Origin of the sequence: Larkinella punicea (assembly GCF_003334855.1) — a bacterium.
In the GTDB taxonomy this organism is placed as follows: domain Bacteria; phylum Bacteroidota; class Bacteroidia; order Cytophagales; family Spirosomataceae; genus Larkinella; species Larkinella punicea.
In genome coordinates this window covers 204,339-224,662 of record NZ_QOWE01000005.1, presented here as the reverse complement: position 1 = coordinate 224,662, position 20,324 = coordinate 204,339, and the positions used below count along the sequence as shown (strand labels likewise).

The 20,324-nt window shown below is 50.4% G+C and carries 12 protein-coding genes; 10 read left to right on the top strand and 2 right to left on the bottom strand.

Annotated features, from left to right (window positions below; all coding sequences use genetic code 11):
• Positions 1 to 13: 13 nt before the first annotated feature.
• Positions 14 to 1,486 carry a mandelate racemase/muconate lactonizing enzyme family protein gene (locus tag DUE52_RS07830; RefSeq protein ID WP_114405432.1) on the bottom strand — a complete coding sequence of 491 codons (1,473 nt, stop codon included), beginning with the start codon at positions 1,484 to 1,486 and terminating at the stop codon, positions 14 to 16.
• A 277-nt stretch (positions 1,487 to 1,763) separates the two neighbouring features.
• Between DUE52_RS07830 and DUE52_RS07825 the strand changes: the two genes are divergently transcribed.
• From DUE52_RS07825 to DUE52_RS07800, 6 genes are all read left to right on the top strand, one after another.
• Entirely contained in the window at positions 1,764 to 2,696 is a 933-nt protein-coding gene (locus DUE52_RS07825; protein ID WP_114405431.1) for an RraA family protein, read from the top strand.
• Between the two features lie 126 nt (positions 2,697 to 2,822).
• Positions 2,823 to 3,755: an RraA family protein gene (locus DUE52_RS07820; protein WP_114405430.1), complete on the top strand. Its 933-nt coding sequence runs from the start codon at positions 2,823 to 2,825 to the stop codon at positions 3,753 to 3,755.
• A gap of 191 nt (positions 3,756 to 3,946) precedes the next feature.
• Positions 3,947 to 4,792 carry a helix-turn-helix domain-containing protein gene (locus tag DUE52_RS07815; RefSeq protein ID WP_114405429.1) on the top strand — a complete coding sequence of 282 codons (846 nt, stop codon included), beginning with the start codon at positions 3,947 to 3,949 and terminating at the stop codon, positions 4,790 to 4,792.
• A 124-nt stretch (positions 4,793 to 4,916) separates the two neighbouring features.
• Positions 4,917 to 5,510 (top strand): c-type cytochrome, encoded by a 594-nt coding sequence (locus DUE52_RS07810; RefSeq protein ID WP_114405428.1) that lies wholly within the window; start codon positions 4,917 to 4,919, stop codon positions 5,508 to 5,510.
• A 55-nt stretch (positions 5,511 to 5,565) separates the two neighbouring features.
• Positions 5,566 to 6,186, top strand: a complete 621-nt coding sequence (locus DUE52_RS07805; RefSeq protein WP_229312096.1) for a YceI family protein — start codon at positions 5,566 to 5,568, stop codon at positions 6,184 to 6,186.
• A 47-nt stretch (positions 6,187 to 6,233) separates the two neighbouring features.
• Entirely contained in the window at positions 6,234 to 6,695 is a 462-nt protein-coding gene (locus DUE52_RS07800) for a regulatory protein RecX (RefSeq protein WP_114405426.1), read from the top strand.
• Positions 6,696 to 6,894: 199 nt separating this feature from the next.
• On the opposite strand, the gene DUE52_RS07795 is transcribed toward DUE52_RS07800, so the two are convergent.
• The gene (locus tag DUE52_RS07795) at positions 6,895 to 7,884 is read right to left on the bottom strand and encodes a ribonucleotide-diphosphate reductase subunit beta (protein WP_114405425.1); all 990 of its coding nucleotides are present in this window, start codon (positions 7,882 to 7,884) and stop codon (positions 6,895 to 6,897) included.
• Between the two features lie 255 nt (positions 7,885 to 8,139).
• On the opposite strand from DUE52_RS07795, the gene DUE52_RS07790 reads away from it, so the two are divergent.
• From DUE52_RS07790 to DUE52_RS07755, 4 genes are all read left to right on the top strand, one after another.
• Positions 8,140 to 8,949 carry a glycosyltransferase family 2 protein gene (locus tag DUE52_RS07790; RefSeq protein ID WP_114405424.1) on the top strand — a complete coding sequence of 270 codons (810 nt, stop codon included), beginning with the start codon at positions 8,140 to 8,142 and terminating at the stop codon, positions 8,947 to 8,949.
• Positions 8,950 to 9,278: 329 nt separating this feature from the next.
• Positions 9,279 to 16,643, top strand: coding sequence for a hypothetical protein (locus tag DUE52_RS07770; protein WP_133299788.1), 7,365 nt, complete (start codon positions 9,279 to 9,281; stop codon positions 16,641 to 16,643).
• Positions 16,640 to 17,335 carry a hypothetical protein gene (locus DUE52_RS32060; RefSeq protein WP_133299787.1) on the top strand — a complete coding sequence of 232 codons (696 nt, stop codon included), beginning with the start codon at positions 16,640 to 16,642 and terminating at the stop codon, positions 17,333 to 17,335. The genes DUE52_RS07770 and DUE52_RS32060 overlap by 4 nt, the downstream gene beginning before the upstream one ends.
• Before the next feature lie 298 nt (positions 17,336 to 17,633).
• Positions 17,634 to 20,198, top strand: a complete 2,565-nt coding sequence (locus DUE52_RS07755) for a hypothetical protein (RefSeq protein ID WP_114405417.1) — start codon at positions 17,634 to 17,636, stop codon at positions 20,196 to 20,198.
• The last annotated feature ends 126 nt before the right edge of the window (positions 20,199 to 20,324 follow it).

Sequence of the window (20,324 nt, the reverse complement as noted above, 5' to 3'; positions counted from 1 at the left end):
ATTCTTAACTTCTTTAACTCCAATCCCGATCCGACGAATCGCGGGTGTTCCAGCTATCGGTGGGGGCAAACCAGGTTGCGCCTTTCCGGAGGAATTTCTTGGCAACTTCTTCGTTGAGTTCGACACCCAGTCCCGGTTTGTCGGGCACTTTCACGAAACCTTTCTCAACGATCGGCTTGATCCCGGTCACAATGTCTTCCCAGCCTTCCACGTCAACGCCGTGGTGTTCCAGCGCCACAAAGTTTTCGGTGGCAGCCGCGCAGTGAATGTTGGCCATCATGCAGATCGGCGAACCGGCAAAGTGCATTGCCATCGGAATACCGGCTTCTTCGGCGTAATCCCCGATTTTTTTGGTTTCCAGTAAACCGCCCGACGAAGCCAGATCCGGGTGAATCATGTCGATGGCCTTGGCGTCGATGAGCTTGATGAATTCTTCCTTGGCGAAAATGTCTTCACCGGTCAGTGTGGGTGTTTCGATGGCATCCGAGATTTGCTTCCACTGATCGGTATAGAACCAGGGCACCAGGTCTTCGAGCCACGCCAGCCGGAACGGTTCCATGGCTTTGCCAATCTGAATGGCGGTATTGACGTCGAAGTGTCCGAAGTGGTCGGCAGAAAGTGGCGTGTCGTAGCCCACGATGTCCCGGACTTTGCTCACGTGCAAGGCCAGCGCGTCGATGCCTTTTTTCGTTACCTGAATGCGGGTAAACGGGTGTTTGGTCTGCGCATAATTGCCCATCAGCCCCGGTTTGGCATCATTCCATTGTTGCTTGACATTCCAGTTCTTTGTACCGACCAGCATGCCCGGCGTGTCGGCCAGCATTCCGATGCCGAAGTCCATCTTCAGGAACGTATAGCCCTGATCCCGGCGCCGGACCATGTGTTTGGCAAATTCGTCGTAGTCCTTGCCTTCGGGCGTATCGGCGTAGAGCCGGATGTAATCCCGGTATTTACCGCCCAGCAACTGGTAAGCCGGCACGTTATAAGCTTTTCCCGCCAGATCCCACAGGGCCATTTCGACCCCGCAGACGCCCCCGGCAGCCCGGCCATGATTCCCAAATTGCTTAATCTGTTTGAAGATCTGCTCGACATTGCACGGGTTTTTCCCCAGAATGCGGCTTTTCAGCATGAGTGCGTAGTTGGCACTGGCGCCGTCCCGCACTTCACCCCAGCCTACCAGCCCCTGGTTGGTATCGATCCGGATGATGGGGCTCGAAAAAGGAACGCCCTGCAAAACCGCAATGCGCATATCGGTGATCTTGAGATCCGACGGTTTCGATTCGCGCTTTACTTTCTGGGTGATAAACTCCAGTTCGCGCTCCGGTCGTCCGTCGAACAACATTCCCATCGACAGACCGCCCAGAGCCGAGTTGCGCAGAAAACCACGCCGGTCGACGCCGGAAGACGGACCTCCCAGACGGGGTTCGGCGGCTGTCGGTGCAGGGTATTTCTTCAATAAATCAAGTAGGTGTTGAATTTTTTTCATGCGTTTAACTGGATTTAGGTAATACTATTTCATTCAATCGGTATTTACATAGAAAAGCAAACTTCAGTCTGGATATAATTCAATTTATTGAGAAAGTTAATGAAAAACCTCATTTTTTCGTTTTGGTGGCCTATTTTTTTACACCAGCTGTCTGGGTCAGTATTTTACCCAACCTCCTGTCTTTATGAGTAGACCTTTTTGACTTTTCTAATTCCTTAATCTTTCCGGGTGCAGCATCTGCGTGCAGTTTTGCTGACCGGCAACCCTTAAAAAAGCGATGATAAAGAGAACACTTGTAGTACTGACAATTGCCCTTTCGGGAAGTCTGACGGCCCAGGCCCAGCGGGTTGGCTCATCGGTTGAGCAGGTTACCGCTTTAACGTCTAACTGGAAAGGAGCTCGTCTGCCCGATGGCCGGCCCAATGTGCCGGATCTGGTTCTGGAGCGGCTGCAAAACTGTACGCTGGAGCAAATCTGGGGGTATCTGGGGAATAAAGGCTACCGCAACCAGGTCGAGAAAAACTGGGTCATTCTCAAACCCGGCGAAACCATGACCGGACGGGTGGTTACGGCGCAGTTTATGCCGACCCGGCCCGACCTCGACAGTCTGGTGAGGAAGCAGGGTAAAGCCGAAGGGCGGTCACAAAAAGGCGGCATCAACATCTGGCCAATCGATATTCTAACCAAAGGCGATGTGTATGTGGCCGACGGCTACGGAAAAATTAAAGACGGAACCCTGATTGGTTCGAGCCTCGGCAACGCGATCTACGGCAAAACCGGGAAGGGCGTGATTTTCTACGGGTCGGTTCGGGACATGCAGGAATTAAAAGACACCAAAGGGTTCAACGCCTGGGTGAAAGGGCACGATCCGTCATACATCAAAGACATGACCCCGACGTCCATTAATGCGCCGATTCGCGTCGGTGAGGTGACGGTTTTTCCGGGCGATGTTGTATTTGCAAATGAATACGGCGTGGTGTTCATTCCGGCGCACCTGGTCGAAGGGCTGGTGTCGGCTTCGGAGATGACGGCCTTGCGGGATGAATTTGAACGTGTACTTTTGCAGCAGGGTAAATACCCTTCGGGCGAGATTCACGGCGACTGGTCGGCCAAGATCAAAGATGAATTCAGAGCCTGGGTGGGCAAATACCCCAAAAAATTAGCGATTACCCAAAAAGACATCGATGCCTATCTGGCGAAAGAACATTGAAAAGAAAGGAAATAATAAATGTTAAATGAGTAATATTAAATGTAAAAGTAGTTTTCAATCCAGCACTTTTACATTTAATATTACTCATTTAACATTTGATATTGTTTATAGATTAATTGATCCCGTATGAAATCCAGAGTTGCCGTTTTAGCTTCGTTGCTTGCCCTCGTATTCAGCACGCATTCGTTGGTTGCCCAAACCATTCCCAAAGAGGAATTGACATTTTTGACGTCGGAATGGAAGGGAGAACGGTTTCCCGACGGACGCCCTAAAATTCCGGATGCCCTCGTGGAACGGGCTAAAAAAATCGGGATCGACGATGCCTGGACGGTTTTAAAAAACGAAGGCTACACGAACCAGTTTGAAGGCGGCTGGAAATTCATCCACGACGACGTCATCGTAGTGGGCCGGGCCGTGACGGCGATGTTTATGCCCAGCCGACCGGATGTGGAAAAAAACATCAAGGAGCGTGGCACCACCAAACAGGGTCGCAAGGGAAATACCAACACCTGGCCCATTGAAACGCTGACCAAGGGCGATGTATACGTGGCCGACGGTTTTGGGAAAATCGGCGGAGGAACGCTCGTGGGAGCGACGTTGGGGAACGCCATTTTTAGCAAAACCGGCAACGGCGTCGTTTTCAACGGAGCCGCCCGCGATTTGCAGGAATTGCAGAACATCAAAGGATTCAATGCCTTTGTGCGGGATTTCCACCCGTCTTTTCTGGAAGAAATGGTGTTGATGGGACTCAATACGCCGATTCGGATGGGGGGCACGATGGTGTTGCCGGGCGATCTGGTGATTGCCCAGCGCGAAGGCATTTTGTTCGTACCGGCGCACATGGCCGAGCAGGTGATTGTCACCTGCGAATTTGTGACCCGCAAGGATCAGTTTGGCTTCGAAATGGTGAAATCAAACCGCTACACCACCGGCCAGATCGACAGTCAGTGGACCGACGAGATTAAGACGGAGTTTCTGAAATGGCTGGGGCAACATCCCGAACTGGGCGCCATGACCCGGCCGGAGCTGGATAAAGTCATGAGCAAACGAACCTGGTAAATTTTCGTTTCAATCGATACGTACGATGGCCGGAGATCTCTTCGGCCATTTTTTTTGCCCGGCGGGCTTGAAAGAAAAAAAACATTCGGGTGTGTGACCGGTTGCGAAAATGTCGCATTTTTTCAATACCGGAACCGATTGGGGCTTTACTTTTACGGCATAATTCGCAACAATACTACGATTGAACAGGAATGAATACATGGTATCAGGAATTTAAACCGTCGGCTGCGCTGCAACCCTTCGTTGAATGTTACTGGCTGCATCATTTTGAAACCAGCGGTAATGAAGAGTCGCCCCTGCAACGTTGCCTGCCCTTCGGAACGCTGGAACTGATCATGCACCTGGACGATAACCGCGCCTATGCGTTGTTTGATAACCAGTGGCACAAGCTCCCGCAGGCGTTTTTTGCGGGGCTTTACCAGGATGCCGTGCAGTGGAAGTCGGTGGGAACGACCCGAAAATTCGGTATTCAGCTCAAACCGGAGAGCCTGCCGCAACTGTTCAACGTGCCTGCGGCATCGCTGTTCAATCATTTCACGGATCTGGAAAGTCTCTTCGGAAAACGCATGAACCGTCTGGTCGACAGCGTCTACGGTTTGCCGGATATCCAGGCGGTGGTCAGCGCAGCGGAGACGTTTCTGCTGGCGCAACTCCGGAATCTGAAGGCCGAACGCAATTACGTATTCGAAGCCACCCGTCTGATCCGGAAAGCGAAAGGAAACCTCTCGATCGAGGACCTGAGCACGCATTTATACGTGAGCAAGCGGCAGTTGGAACGTAGTTTTAAGGAAAAATACGGCACCACGCCCAAGATGTACCAGCGGATCATTCGCTTCCGGAATGCCTACGAGTCGTTCCAGCAGGAAACGACGCTCCCCAACTGGCTGGATGTTTCGCACACGTTTGGCTATTCGGACCAGGCCCATTTTATCCGGGAATTCAGACTGTTTACCAATGACGCCCCGACGATGGTGTTTAATAACCAGGGCCACTATTATCGGGTTCCGGGCCGGCAACTGATCCGGACCCATGCCTAAGGTATCTGATTCCGGTTTTTGATAAACGCTGCCGGTTTTATTCTTCCACTTTTTACCGTTTCAATGACGGTCTGCCGGAAATCCAGCGGATCACAGGATTTTTTCACTACAAACAAAACGCACCATGAAATGGATTTATCTGGCGGCCACAGCCGCCATTGGGCTTGCCTGTGCCTTTACCCAACCGCATAACGCCCCCCAACCGGAATTCAGTCCGGTTCTGGTACCCAAAAAACCAACCCAGGGCGAGCTGGTCAAACGGGGCGAATACCTGGTGACGATTATGGGCTGCGCGGATTGCCACGCGCCCAAGAAAATGACAGCCCGGGGTCCCGCACCTGACATGGACCGCTTTCTGTCCGGTTACAATAGTGCTCAACCGCTGGGTTCGTACGACAAAAATCTGGTCAAGTCGGGTCAATGGGTGCTGTTCAATGGGCAGAATACCGCCTTCATCGGTCCCTGGGGCGTGTCGTTTGCGGCCAACCTAACGCCGGATGCCACCGGAATCGGCAACTGGTCGGAGGAACAGTTCAACAAAGCCATGCGGCAGGGGAAATTCAAAGGGCTGGACAGCGGCCGCCCCTTGCTGCCGCCGATGCCGTGGCCGAACTATGCCGGGATGACCGACGCAGACATGAAGGCGGTTTTTGCCTATCTGAAATCGCTCAAACCGGTTTCCAATGCCGTCCCTGCCCCGATTCCGCCCGCGCCCTGAGTTCGAACATCCTCGTTCTAAATCTATTTTTTTAGTCAAAAACAACGAATACACCATGAAAAAAGTACGCTTATTTTGCGCCATTGCCTTGTCGTCCTTTCTGTTGAATTGCACAAAAGACCATTTAGATCCTTCGCAGGAGCAGTACCAGCTTGACGAAAAAAAGTCCGTTGCCGTATGGAAAGGAAGTCTGCGAACCGGTTATTTTGAAGAAGGTTCCATTGCCGTGACGAGCGATGTCCTGACGGTGAAAGACGGGAAAGTAACCGGTGGTTCGTTCACGATTCCGGTTTCGTCCATCGTCAGCACCAGTTTGCCGGATACGCTGAAACCGGTGTTGGTACACCATCTTCAAAGTGCCGATTTCTTCAACATGGCGTTGCATCCGTCGATTACCTACACGATCACCAGCCTGGCACCTTTTGCGGGTGGAGAAGGAGTAACCGGGGCCAACTACCAGGTGGATGGCAGTCTGACGATGCTGGGCAAAACCCATCCGGTGAATTTTCCTGCGAAAATTGCCTTGAAAGACAATCAGTTGGCCGTGGAAGCCACCTTCAAGGTGGACCGCACCCAATGGGGCATGACCTATAGCGCGGACCCCACTTTACCCGATGCGCAATACATTCTGCCCGAAATCGCTATCCACTTAAAACTCGCCGGGAACAAACACTAAGGGCCGGGATGTTCTTTTGTCTCTAAGCTTCTGTCTTTCTTCCCAAAATGACCGACCAAACAAAAGACATGCTGCGCCGGGCAGCCTCGTTTTGCGCCTATCAGGAACGAACCCAGCGGGAAGTTCGCGAACGACTCGGTGAGTGGGAGGTTTTCGGCGATGAGGCTGAGGAGATGATTGCGTGGCTGATTGAACAGAATTACCTGAATGAGGAACGGTTTGCCAAAACGTTTGCGGGCAGCAAGTTCCGGGTGAAACGCTGGGGGCGGCACAAAATCCGGCAGCACCTCAAGCAGCGCGGCATTACCGGCTACAACCTCGAACAGGCCATGAAGGAAATTGAACCCGACGATTACCGCCAGACGCTGGTCGATTTACTCGAAAAAAAGAAGCGCAGTCTCCAGGGCGAAAGCCCACTGGTATTGAAGCAGAAACTGGTCCGCTACGCCATCAGCAAAGGCTACGAAAGCGAGATGGTGTGGGCGGTTATTGGGGAGAGTAAAGAGTAAAAAGAGAATAAAGAGTAAAGACAAGAGAGTAAAGACGAATGAAATGCTCAGGACGTCTTTACTCTCTTGTCTCTGCTCTTTATTCTTTATTTACCTTTAGAACTTTCGCTTGTTGCCCCTAAATCCCCTAAAGGGGACTTTTGTCACCCGGAGAATTCCGTGTCCAAGTCCCCTTTAGGGGATTTAGGGGCAACAAGCGTTAAAAATCAGCGTCGAAGGTAATTTTCTGATCTTCTTTTTCTTTGGTAGATGACATGACACCGGCTTTCTGGTATTCGCCGACGCGTTTCTCGAAGAAGTTGGTTTTGCCCTGCAGTGAAATCATGTCCATGAAATCGAACGGATTCGTGGAGTTATACACCTTCTGTAAACCCAGCGACACCAGCAGGTGATCGGCTACAAATTCGATGTATTGCTTCATCAACTCGGCGTTCATCCCGATGAGCGAAACCGGCAGCGATTCACTAACGAACTCCTGTTCGATGCTGACCGCATCCTGAATCATCGCGTATACCTCCGATTCCGGCAGTTTATTCTTGATGTGTTCCGTGTAGAGCATGCAGGCAAAGTCGCGGTGCAAGCCTTCGTCGCGCGAAATCAGCTCGTTCGAGAACGACAGACCGGGCATCAGACCCCGTTTTTTCAACCAGAAAATCGAGCAGAACGAACCGGAGAAGAAGATGCCTTCCACGGCCGCAAACGCCAGCAGCCGTTCCACGAATGAACCGTTTTCGATCCAGCGCATGGCCCAGTCGGCTTTCCGTTTCACGCACGGAATGGTATCGACCGCCCGCAGCATCTTGTCTTTCTCGACCGGGTTTTTGATATACGTATCGATCAGCAGCGAGTAGGTTTCCGAATGGATATTTTCCATCATAATCTGGAAACCGTAGAAGCATTTGGCTTCGGCATATTGCACCTGCGACAGAAAACCGACCGCCAGATTCTCGTTGACAATCCCGTCTGAAGCGGCAAAAAAAGCCAGGACGTTGGAGATAAAATGCCGCTCGCCGTCGTTCAGGTTTTCCCAGTCGCGCTGGTCCTGCGAGAGGTCAATTTCCTCCGCCGTCCAGAACGACGCTTCGTGCTGCTTATACATTCTCCAGATGTCGTGGTGTCGGATCGGGAAAAGAACGAACCGGAGTGGATCATCTTGTAAGATCGGTTCGATTGCTTCAGGTTGAGCCATGATTCTTATAGACTTAGTGGTATGTGTAACGTTCAATAAACTAAAAAGCGGGCTAACAAAGTTATCGCATTGAAGGAGGAATACAACTTAAATATTATTGGATGAAAGTAGACTGGTAGCCGCTTTCTGAATAACTCCATAGCTATCAAATAGTTGTTGGGCGGGCAAAAAAATAACTTCTTAGAAATCTGCTAAAATTTGATTTTTGCATTGAAAGCCAGTCATTTGTAGTCCCATCTCGATTTTAGTGTTTTTATGTCCGTGTTGCCATTGCCCGGCTCACCGCCGGTGAGTGCTGTCATGATTACCTTCAACTCCGCCCGCATTCTGCCGGCGGTTCTGCGAGCCTTAAGCTGGTGTGACGAAATTGTCGTGGTCGATTCGGGCAGCACCGATCAAACCCTTCCGCTGGCGCAGCAGTTCGGTTGCCGTGTTCTCCACCGGGATTTCGACGGTTTCGGTCTACAGAAAGGATTTGCCGTCAGCCAGGCCCGGAATCCCTGGGTGCTGGTGGTCGATGCCGACGAAGTTGTAAGCGACGAACTCCGTTCCGAAATCCAGCTTCGGCTGGCGGAAGTGGCAGCCGGAAAGCGCCATTTCCACGGTTTTGAAGTCCCGATTTCCCTCGTCTTTCTCGACCGGCTGATGCGGTATGGCGGAGAATACAAAATGCCCCACCTGCGGCTTTTCGACAAGCGGTTTGGCAACTACAACACCGCCCGGGTTCACGAAGACGTGATACTGACCGGGCCGGTCGGCAAACTGACGCACCACATGCTGCACGACAGCTACGGAAGCCTCCACGAATACTTCGAGAAATTCAACCGCTACACCACCGCCGGAGCCCGTGATTTGCTGAGCCGGGGCAAACGCGGTTCCATTGCCCAGATCATTTTCCGGCTTCCGATTACGTTCGTGAAAGCGTATGTGATTAAACGGAATTTCCTGAACGGTTATCCCGGTTTTATCTGGTCGTTGTTTTCGGCGATGTATCCGGTGGTGAAATACGCGAAGCTCCGGGAGTTGCGGAGGAGCAGGAACCCCAACGCAGCGCTGTCGGACTGAGGATCGTAAACGACATTTAAGCCATTTTCGCTTCAAAAAGTCACTTGTTGTTTGTCTGTTAAATGGGCTGGTAACATAAAAAGTGACATTTAGCAATTCTAGTGTTGCCAGACAAAAACAAGTTGGTTTTTGTGAAATGCAATCCCATCTTGCGTGCCATTCGCTGGGCAAGTCCGGATGGGAAACCCTTTTAAGTAGCGCATTTTAGACCGACTCTGTCTCCTTTTTTTTGTATGGGAAAACGCTATACTTCGTTCATACAGTTTATTGTACTTATAATTGTTTGTGCATCCAATTTATATGGTATTGCTTTTAGCAATTCGGAGGAATTGCCAGATGGTAGTAAGCGGACGCCAAAAGCTAAAGTAGGTACGTATGGCCCAACCAACCGGTTCTCTAAGATTGGAACAGCTCCGTCTGAAAATCCATTCCAATCAGGATTAAAACGGCCGGAAGCGATTCCGGCGAGGCCCTTCCGGCTGAGCCCCGTACGATCCCTGAAAAACAGTGTAGACCCGGTCCGGTTTATCCTGACCGCCAATAAAACGACGATCACCGTTGGTGAAGAGATTGAGCTAACCATCCGGGCCGAATTGCTCGATATTCCACCCAGCCTGCTATTCTTTTTTGAGGAGCAGAAATCATTTTCCCTCAAACTGCTGTTGCCCGACGGATTTGTAATTACCGGCGGCACTTATTACGACCTGATCGGAACGACGCTTGATCTGCAATCCAAACCCGCTGTCGAGTATACGGTTAAAGGGAAGTTTGCCCGGTACTCACCGGAACCTTTTACGCTTCTGAGAGGGCCTAAAGACGTCAGTACACAAAGTCTTTTTGAGAAGAAAGCGGAATTGGTGCCGGATCTCCAGCCTGTCTGTACCCTTGAGGCCAGTCAGGTTCGGGTCTATGAGCCAGTGGCGGGGGTCTTGGTGATCGAGGTGTTGGAAAACCCGACCAGTTATGTATACAGCCTGGATAATATCACGTTTTATCCGACCAATTTCTTTCCCCGACATTCTACCAAAAACGGCACCGTCTACGTCCGTGAAAAACAGAATGCTGCTTGTGTGGTAGCCGTCAATTATTCCTTTGCCCCATCGAAACCCATCAAAGGCGCACAAGGGGCGACACCACAAGGAGCGACACCACTATCCGATTCGCCTTGTGATGATCCTAGCGCTAAACCTATCGTAACGGATGCGGGGGGTGTATTGACTGTGTATAACTGTTTGGGAACGCCCCTTTGGCTTCGGGAAGGAATTTATCTGAGTCCAACGTTGGGACAAAACACGATCATTGCCTGTAACAGTGGTGGGAATGGAACCTATACGGTTAGTTGCAACACCGGTTCTGGCGGGTGTGCAGATCAATCCAGCGATCCGGTTTATGTGTCCAGTTGTGTTACCGGTCCAGGCGGACCCGGAGGTCCGGGTGGCCCTGGTGGACCCGGTACTTGTACGAATACCCAACCTCAGTGGGAGGATGTAGGAGAGACTGTATGTGTAGGAACGCGATTAGACAAATTACAAGAAGATAAAAATAGCTGTTCACCGACTTTTGGTCAGCAGCAATGGGTATTGGTTGATCCTTGCGGATGCAATAGCTCGGCTAGCTGGCAGGATACCGGAAATACGCGTTGTAACCCTGATTGGCCAGAGTGGCTGGAAAAAGAGCAAGTAGATGTTAACGGCTGTTCAACTACAAGTGGGCATATACAATGGGTAACTACAAATTTTTGCGGTTGCTATTCGGGACCACGTTGGATGCCAAATGGCCAAACTCGTTGTAATAATGGGATTGTTGAACGGGAAGAGCGGGACGAAAGTTTTTGCTCTCCATCGTCGAGTAATTTCCGTTGGACAGCAACAGGCCAATGTTGCGACAGCCAGCCAAGATGGGAAACAACGGGTGCCATTCGTTGTGATGCTTCAACAGGCTATCAGGAACAGCGGGAGGAACGGGATAACGCTGGTTGTTCGCCAACCTCGGGTGAGCTTCGCTGGATAACGACCGGCCAGACCTGTCCATCTCCGCCGGATTGGCAGGGAACGGGCGTATTCCGGTGCGACGCTTCGACGAATTATCAACAAGAGCACGAAGAACGGGACATTGCCCAAGGATCACCGACGTATGATCAAACCCGCTGGATTCCGACCGGGCAGAGTTGCATACCGGGAGCTAATTGGCAAAATACGGGAAATATACGTTGCGATGGCTCCACGAATTATCAACAGGAACGCGAGGAGCGCGACATCGCTCAGGGCTCCTCAACCTACGATCAGACCCGCTGGGTACAAACCGGTCAGAGTTGCATACCCAATGCTAGCTGGCAAGGAACAGGTACATTCCGTTGCGACGCTTCGACCAATTATCAGCAAGAACGTGAGGAGCGAGACGTCGCCCAGGGATCACCGACTTATGACCAGACGCGTTGGATTCCCACTGGTCAGACCTGTACGCCCGGCGCAGACTGGCAGGGAACGGGTGCATTGCGGTGTGATGCGTCGACTAATTATCAACAGGAACGCGAAGAACGGGACGTTGCTCAAGGTTCTCCCTCATTCGATCAAACGCGTTGGATTCCCACCGGTCAGAGTTGTGTACCGGGTGCAGACTGGCAGGGAACGGGCGCGTTCCGGTGTGATGCTTCGACCAATTATCAACAGGAACGCGAAGAACGGGACGTTGCCCAAGGCTCACCGACTTATGATCAGACCCGTTGGATCGGAACAGGTCAGACCTGTGTGCCGGGTGCGGCTTGGCAGGGAACAGGCGCGTTCCGGTGTGATGGCTCCACGAATTATCAACAGGAACGGGAAGAGCGGGACGTAGCTCAAGGGTCGTCCACGTATGATCAAACGCGGTGGATTCCAACCGGTCAAACATGTGTGCCCGGCGCAGATTGGCAAAACACAGGCAATTTCCGGTGTGATGGTTCGACCAATTATCAACAGGAGCGTGAAGAGCGGGACGTAGCTCAAGGGTCGTCCACGTATGATCAAACACGCTGGGTTCAAACCGGTCAGAGTTGTATACCCGGCGCGGACTGGCAAGGCACGGGCAATTTCCGATGCGATGGTTCAACGAATTATCAACAGGAGCAGGAGGAGCGCGATATTGCCCAAGGCTCGTCCACGTACAATCAAGTGCGGTGGATTGGAACGGGTCAGACCTGCACGCCCGGTGCGGATTGGCAAGGAACCGGCGTGTTGCGTTGTGATGGTTCTACGAATTTTCAGCAAGAACGCGAGGAGCGGGATGTCGCTCAGGGTTCGCCTTCATTCGATCAAATCCGTTGGATTGGAACGGGTCAGACCTGTACACCCGGTGCGGACTGGCAAGGCACGGGCGTATTCCGTTGTGACGCTTCGACGAATTATCAACAAGAACAAGAAGAACGGGACGTCGCCCAAGGTTCGTCCACGTACGATCAAACGCGTTGGATTCAAACGGGTCAGACCTGTACGCCCGGCGCGGATTGGCAGGGAACGGGTGCGTTCCGGTGTGATGGCTCCACGAATTATCAACAGGAACGCGAGGAGCGGGACGTTGCTCAAGGCTCACCGACTTACGATCAAACCCGTTGGATGCAGACCGGTCAGACCTGTACGCCCGGCGCGGATTGGCAGGGAACGGGGGCATTCCGGTGCGACGCTTCGACCAATTATCAGCAAGAACGCGAGGAGCGGGACATCGCTCAGGGCTCGTCCACATACGATCAAAAGCGGTGGGTTCCCACCGGTCAGACCTGTACGCCCGGCGCGGACTGGCAAGGCACGGGCGTATTCCGTTGCGACGCTTCGACGAATTATCAACAAGAACAAGAAGAACGGGACGTCGCCCAGGGGTCGTCCACGTACGATCAAACGCGTTGGGTTCAAACCGGTCAGACCTGTACACCCGGCGCGGACTGGCAGGGAACGGGTGTATTCCGTTGCGATGGCTCCACAAATTATCAGCAGGAGCGCGAAGAACGGGATGTCGCTCAAGGTTCTTCTACTTTTGATCAAACGCGTTGGGTTCCCACCGGTCAGAGTTGTACGCCCGGTGCAGACTGGCAGGGAACGGGTGTGTTCCGGTGTGATGGCTCCACGAATTATCAACAGGAACGCGAGGAACGCGATGTTGCCCAAGGTTCGTCCACGTACGACCAAATCCGGTGGATCGGGACGGGGCAGACCTGTGTACCGGGCGCGGACTGGCAGAGCACGGGTTTATTCCGCTGTGACGCTTCGACCAATTATCAACAGGAGCGTGAAGAACGGGATGTCGCTCAAGGTTCACCAACTTATGATCAGACCCGTTGGATCCGAACGGGGCAAACTTGTACACCCGGCGCGGATTGGCAGGGAACGGGTGCGTTCCGGTGTGATGGCTCCACGAATTATCAACAGGAACGCGAGGAACGGGACGTTGCACTAGGCTCACCAACTTACGATCAAACCCGTTGGGTGCAGACCGGTCAGAGTTGTACACCGGGTGCAGACTGGCAGAGTACAGGTTTATTCCGCTGTGACGCTTCCACTAGCTTTCAACAAGAACGCGAAGAAAGAGACATTACCCAAGGTTCGCCAACCTATGATCAAACCCGTTGGATCGGAACGGGCCAGACCTGTACGCCCGGTGCGGATTGGCAGGGAACGGGTGCGTTCCGTTGCGATGCGTCGACCAATTATCTCCAAGAACGAGAGGAGAAAGATACCGCTACTGGATCATCGACGTATAATCAAACGCGTTGGACTCAGACCGGTCAGACTTGCACCCCTGGAGGTAACTGGCAAACTACCGGTAATGTCCGCTGTAACCCTACCGTCAATCGCCTGGAACGCGAGGAACGGGACATGGCAACGGGTTCGGCGACGTATAACGAGACTCGGTGGATCCTCACCACCGATTGTTGCCCGATGAGTGCCCCGACAGTCAATGCGTTCCCTGCCGCGATCTCCGGCCCCCAGACCGTCACGCTAACGGCGTCGGGTTGTGCTTTTCAGGTGGAATGGTCCGGGCCGGGCGGTACCTCGACGGGGGTTGTCTTGATGGTAACGCTATCCCAAACTACCACCTTCTCGGCCCGTTGCATCGACAACAATTGCCAAAGCCCCACCGCTTCGGTGACCGTGCAACGGATTACGGTTCCGGCCCCCATCATTCGCACCAACGGGACCGCCTTGTGTCAGGGTGACACCCTGCAACTGGATGCCGACGGCTGTGAAGGACTGGTGCGGTGGTCGAACGGGATGACGGGCAACCGCATCCGGTTTGCGCCGACGGCCACAACGACCTACTCGGCGACCTGCGTAGTGAGCAACGTGGCCAGTGAGGCTTCCAATGCCATCGGGGTTTTGGTGCAAACCGCGCCCACCGGTGCCAGCGCCACGACGGGCCAAACCAGCTATACGACCGGGCAAACCATCAGCCTGAGCGCGACGGCTGCGGGGGCTACCCGCTACGAATGGAGTGGTCCGGGCGGTTTTATGGCTACGGGCCAGTCGGTGAGCCGCCCGAGTGCGACCGTGGGCATGGGTGGTTCATACACGGTTCGGGCATATGGCGGAGCCGCCTGTCCGGCCGTAGCTTCCGTTTCGGTGACGGTTCAACCGTCGGTGACTTGCACCCTGGCGTTCGATGGCGAACCGCTGGCGGACTGCGACTTTTCGGCGGCTGACACCACGCGCCGGGGTCGGATTACGGTGAAGGTGAAAAATGAACAGGTTAATAGCCCATTGCATATTGCGCTCTACCAGCCGGTGGTGAACGGTGGCCAAACGAGCTACCAACTGACATCGATTCTGCCCAACAGCCCGGCGGTTTTTACGGGTTTGCAGGAAGGCACGTACCGGATCGATGCGTACGAAGTAACGGGAATCGATACCTGCCGGGCGGGAAGCCTACTGGTGACGGTGGACTGTGACACGACGGTTTCGGGCTGTAACCTCCGCATCAAGGCCGTCGACAGTCAGAATACCGAAACCGATGTGATGCCGCAGGTGGGCGGGGTTTTGCAACCGCTGACGCTGTCAGTGGAACACCTGGAAGGGGCATCGCTGGCGGGGTATAGTTATCAATGGACGCGGACGACGGGAACCGGAGCGGCTGTCAGTCTAGCGACTACTCCGACGCTCTCGGCGACGGCGATTGGGGAATACGCCGTGAAGCTAATCAGTGGGTCGGACACCTGTACGGCTTACCTGACGGTTCGCAGCAAACCGTGTACACCCCGGACGCACACGTATGCCTGTGGGACGACGCCCGCCATTCCGCTGCCCGACATCGGGAGCCGATTGAGCAATCTGGCGGTGGGCGACACGATCCGGGCGGCTGATTTCGACATCATTGTGACGGAGGTGAGGGGTGGCGGTTCGGAAGGCTGGAATGGGGTGGGGTACACGGAGATTCCGTATTTGCAGGGCTCCCGGATTGCCATTGAGCTGACTGGGGTAGTGGTCAATGATTGTTATGAGTTGGTGGGCGGAATGGCGGTGTCGGCGTATGATCCGAAATGGACGGAAGTTAAGCCTATTGATGAAGTAGTGACAAATGCAGTCACGGCCATAAAAGATTTGCTAGCAGTCTACACACCTAGTGACAAAGCAAAGCTGGAAGAATATACGAAAAAGCTTGATGAAGTGAAGCAAGCCTACCAGGACGATGACGGCATTCCGCAGGAAGCTAAAGAAGCTATTATTCATAATACGACTATAATTCAAGCTAAATTGAATGAATTAGTATCTTGCGATTCTTTATCAAATTCTCACAATGGTAGAAGAGCCGCTATTGCCTGTCCTAATCCTCAGGATCTCATTGACATGATGAATGAAGGCCTTCCAGAACAGGTGGTAAAAAAAGATCTAAATACTCTTGAATTTGGTAAATTTCAGTGGCAAGACACTTCAGGCAAGGATATAAAAGAAGAAATATCAAATAAGATTCATACATCGGCTGATATGGAATTGATTGAAAAGAAAATAGTTGAAAATGGTGGAGTACTAGGTTATTGGAATGAATACTTAAATTTAAACTATACAGAGAAATTTACACGAGATATTTATGAAAATGGTTTTATTGTTGACGCTGCATTGGGAGTGCGAGATATACTTTCAACAAGTTCAGAGAATAGAATAATTAATAATTTCTATAGTGGTAAACAGGCTGAAGTAGCTTTTGAGGTTGGAGATCCTGTATCTAATAAATTAATAGAATATTATAATGATACTTTTTCTCATCCCTACATTTCTAAATTTATCAATAGGGTTAATTCATCTATTAAAGAAGGGAAGTTTAAGGGCTTAACCGGTGAATTTGTATTTGATGTGAAAAAGAACCCAGAAGCTATTGGTTTGCCTAATTTTAGTATTGCCACTGAAATACCTTTTTATGATTTTTATGGTATAATGGGTGGTACACAAAAAATAAGGGTAGAAATGGAATTAAAAACTATCACTCAAAAAGGCACTAATTTTCTCAATAAAAACTTGAAATCTTTTGATTATAAAGTGCAAAAATTAAATGCAACTTTTCATATTATGGACTGGTATGGTGCCGATGCTGGAGATATTAATGGAAAAGATTTTAAGAAATCATTCAGTTCAAGTCTTTCGGCATTTTTTATGTTGCAACATTATTGGGGCGTTGGACATCCATTCCAGACTAGAATTTCTGCCAAATTAATTAATGAACAAACAATAGAATGAAAACTAGAATATTAATAGTGTTTTTGTTTTTATGTATTATAACTTATGCATTTTATAATATTAATACCAATTCTTGTAAAAATTGCAAAAATGATCATTTAAGATTACTGTGGTGGTGTCACCCAAATAGTAGTGTTTATGATATTACTTACAATAGATTAAATTGTTTTTGTGATGACCCAGCTGCTTGGAAAGGTCTTAGTTTGGTAATTCGCCAACTGCGGTATAATGAATCAGGGAAAGGGACTAGGTATTCTGAAAATTTATTCGGTACAAAAGATATGCCCTGTAATAGTGATGAATTTCAATATGAGAAATTTAATGATAGTGAAATTTTTTTATATGTTAAAATGGATCAGTCAAAAATTATTTATGATGGCGCTCTCAAAGAGATATATATTAACCAATTTATGTACCCTGAAGACCGTAAAATTAGTTTATTGGATGTAGGAAATGAAAATAGACAAGTTACTCAAATTTCCAGTGCAGTAATGGTAAAATATCAAATCAATTATGACAAATTAAACAGCTATACCCTCATTTCATTTCAACAAGCCATTCATCATGATTCGGCCTATCAAAAGAAATTTAAAAATGTGGAATACCAATTAATCAATAAAGAAACCCGCAGACACGATGCTAGCATTCGCTATGAAGATTTTGGTGAGCGGTTTTATTTGGATATATTTTAAAGAAAACGATGAATATTATCCAATTTTAATTGCAGTTAAGATATAAACAGGTTAATTTTAAAATTGTTTGTGAATGCAAGTTGATAGAATGATTTGTTGCTAATAACTCACAATTTAGTGACAAACTCAATCGATATCTTGTGGCAGGTATTAATCAAATAACTGCCACGGAAAAACCGTATTAGCAACGGCTAATCCACCCGTTCTTTGACATTCTGAACGACAAAATATAAGCAGCAAACGGGTCAAAAGGTGGTTTGCAACAACTGGCCTTTGGCCTCAAAGTTCCACCGCTTCGGTGACCGTTCAACGGATTACGGTTCCGGCCCCCATCATCCGCACCAACCAGACCGCCTTGTGTCAGGGTGACACCCTGCAACTGGATGCCGACGGCTGTGAAGGACTGGTGCGGTGGTCGAACGGGATGACGGGCAACCGCATCCGGTTTGCGCCGACGGCCACAACGACCTACTCGGCGACCTGCGTGGTGAGCAACGTGGCCAGTGAGGCTTCCAATGCCATCGGGATTTTGGTGCAAACCGCGCCCACCGGTGCCAGCGCCACGACCGGCCAAACCAGCTATACGACCGGGCAAACCATCAGCCTGAGCGCGACGGCTGCGGGGGCTACCCGTTATGAATGGAGCGGTCCGGGCGGTTTTATGGTCACGGGACAGTCGGTGAACCGCCCGAATGCGACCGTGGGCATGAGTGGTTCGTACACGGTTCGGGCGTATAGCGGAGCCGCCTGTCCGGCCGTGGCTTCCGTTCCGGTGACGGTACAACCGTCGGTGAATTGCACCCTGGCGTTCGATGGCGAACCGCTGGCGGACTGCGACTTTTCGGCGGCAGACACCACGCGCCGGGGCCGGATTACGGTGAAGGTGAAGAACGCCCATGCCAGCGGGCAGCTACAGATTGCGCTCTACCAGCCGGTGGTGAACGGTGGGCAAACGAGCTACCAACTGAGGTCGATTTTGCCCAACAGCCCGGCGGTTTTTACGGGCTTGAAAGAAGGCACGTACCGGATCGATGCCTACGAAGTAACGGGAATCGACACCTGCCGGGCGGGAAGTCGACTGTTGACGGTGGCTTGCGACACGACGGTTTCGGGCTGCAACATCCGCATCAAGGCAGTCGATAGTCAGGGGACGGAAATCGATGTGCTGCCGCGCGTAGGAGGAACTCTACAACCGCTGCTGCTGTCGGTGGAACACCTGGAAGGGGCTTCGCTGGCGGGGTATAGTTACCAATGGACGCGCACGACGGGAACCGGGGCGGCTGTCAGCTTGGGCACCACGCCGATGCTCTCGGCGACGGCGATTGGAGAATACGCCGTGAAGCTGATGAGTGGGACGGACACGTGTGTGGCTTATCTGACGGTCCGCAGCAAACCGTGTACCCCCCGCACGCACACGTATGCCTGTGGCACGACGCCCGCGATTCCGATGCCTGACAACGGGAGCCGGTTAAGCAACCTGGCACCGGGCGACACGATCCGGGCGGCTGACTTCGACATCATTGTGACGGAGGTGAGGGGTGGCGGTTCGGCAGGCTGGCACGGGGTGGGCTACACCGAGATTCCGTATTTGCAGGGCTCCCGGATTGCCATCGAGTTGACCGGGGTGGTGGTCAATGAGTGCTACGAGTTGGTGGGAGGGACGGCGGTGTCGGCGTATGATCCGAGTTGGAAGGAAGTAAAAAAAGTAGACCAAATCCTTAACCCTTTAAAAGTACAAGAAAAACTTACAGTTGATATAATTGACCACTTCTCTAATTTGGCTGAACTCCAAAATAATTATGCTCAAATCGATAATTCAATCGATTCTTTAAGAAGTAGCATTTTAAATGATTTTGCTCTTACTGAAGAACAAAGACAAGCTCAACTACTAAAGTTAGATTCAGTAATATCAGATTACCATATATTTAAAAATGATCCAAACTGTAATTCTAGCCCTAACAATAGGATTGCTACATTTAAAAATGAAACAAATTTAGGAAATTGTGATGCTAAGAAAAATGATATTATAACTGGATTTAGTAACTTAGATATAAATAGAAAGCAATATGAAAGTGAGCCTACGGATAGAGAGTTGTCTCAGGCACAGTTCACCTTTGTCCATAGATCATTTGCTCCTTGGAAACGATTTGGAGATTTATTTGGAACGTTTCAAAGATCTTTTGCAGGAGACAATAGAGGGTTTTCACTACTGACTTCATCACAAGACTACTCAATTGGAAAAGCAACTGCTAGAATACACCAAATAACAAAGATTGATTTAAAGAGCCAAAAAATTATTTTTTCAGATCGGTTTTCCAGCAGGACAATTGGATATAAGAACTTTATTAATCATCCTGAAGACCAGGCTTTCGCGGTAGTGGTTGGAGATAAGACAATCCTTGATCGAGGGAAATTACAAGTCCAAATGGAAGGAAGTGATCCTTTGGTTACTGGTGGAATATTAGCACCTGATATTGATTGGAAGGCCGAATTAAGTTTAAAAATTGTTAAAAGCAGTGGTAATTACTACCTTCGCGTTACAGCAATAATTAAAGGGAAAGCATTTCCCGCATATGAGGCTTTTATTGAAGATAATTTTGGTAATGCAGTATTTTTACATACTTATGCGGCACCAAATAGACTTAGATTAGGCCCTGAACTAATGGTAAATACGTATGACTACTCAAAAATATTTACCATTCAGATTCCAATTGATCAAGATGGGAGATTAAAAACAACTTCTAATTTGGTTTTTGTAGGTGATACTGGTCCAACTCAATCACTGTTAATCTCTGATTGGAACCACCAAAATTATATTAAATTGCCAGCTCCTGATTGCGAATCAGGAGAATGTGGAAAATGAATTCTATATGATCAAAAAATTGCTAGTTTTAAATTTATCGAACTTGGTGTCATATTCGATAGCAATATTTATTGCATCCGCGACAAATGATTACTTATATGACCTGAACCATAGTGCCTTTAACAT

Bases quoted from the DNA above. Each gene is read 5' to 3' on its own strand.
- DUE52_RS07830 (WP_114405432.1), bottom strand. From the start codon at position 1,486: ATGAAAAAAATTCAACACCTACTTGATTTATTGAAGAAATACCCTGCA.
- DUE52_RS07825 (WP_114405431.1), top strand. From the start codon at position 1,764: ATGATAAAGAGAACACTTGTAGTACTGACAATTGCCCTTTCGGGAAGT.
- DUE52_RS07820 (WP_114405430.1), top strand. From the start codon at position 2,823: ATGAAATCCAGAGTTGCCGTTTTAGCTTCGTTGCTTGCCCTCGTATTC.
- DUE52_RS07815 (WP_114405429.1), top strand. From the start codon at position 3,947: ATGAATACATGGTATCAGGAATTTAAACCGTCGGCTGCGCTGCAACCC.
- DUE52_RS07810 (WP_114405428.1), top strand. From the start codon at position 4,917: ATGAAATGGATTTATCTGGCGGCCACAGCCGCCATTGGGCTTGCCTGT.
- DUE52_RS07805 (WP_229312096.1), top strand. From the start codon at position 5,566: ATGAAAAAAGTACGCTTATTTTGCGCCATTGCCTTGTCGTCCTTTCTG.
- DUE52_RS07800 (WP_114405426.1), top strand. From the start codon at position 6,234: ATGACCGACCAAACAAAAGACATGCTGCGCCGGGCAGCCTCGTTTTGC.
- DUE52_RS07795 (WP_114405425.1), bottom strand. From the start codon at position 7,884: ATGGCTCAACCTGAAGCAATCGAACCGATCTTACAAGATGATCCACTC.
- DUE52_RS07790 (WP_114405424.1), top strand. From the start codon at position 8,140: ATGTCCGTGTTGCCATTGCCCGGCTCACCGCCGGTGAGTGCTGTCATG.
- DUE52_RS32060 (WP_133299787.1), top strand. From the start codon at position 16,640: ATGAAAACTAGAATATTAATAGTGTTTTTGTTTTTATGTATTATAACT.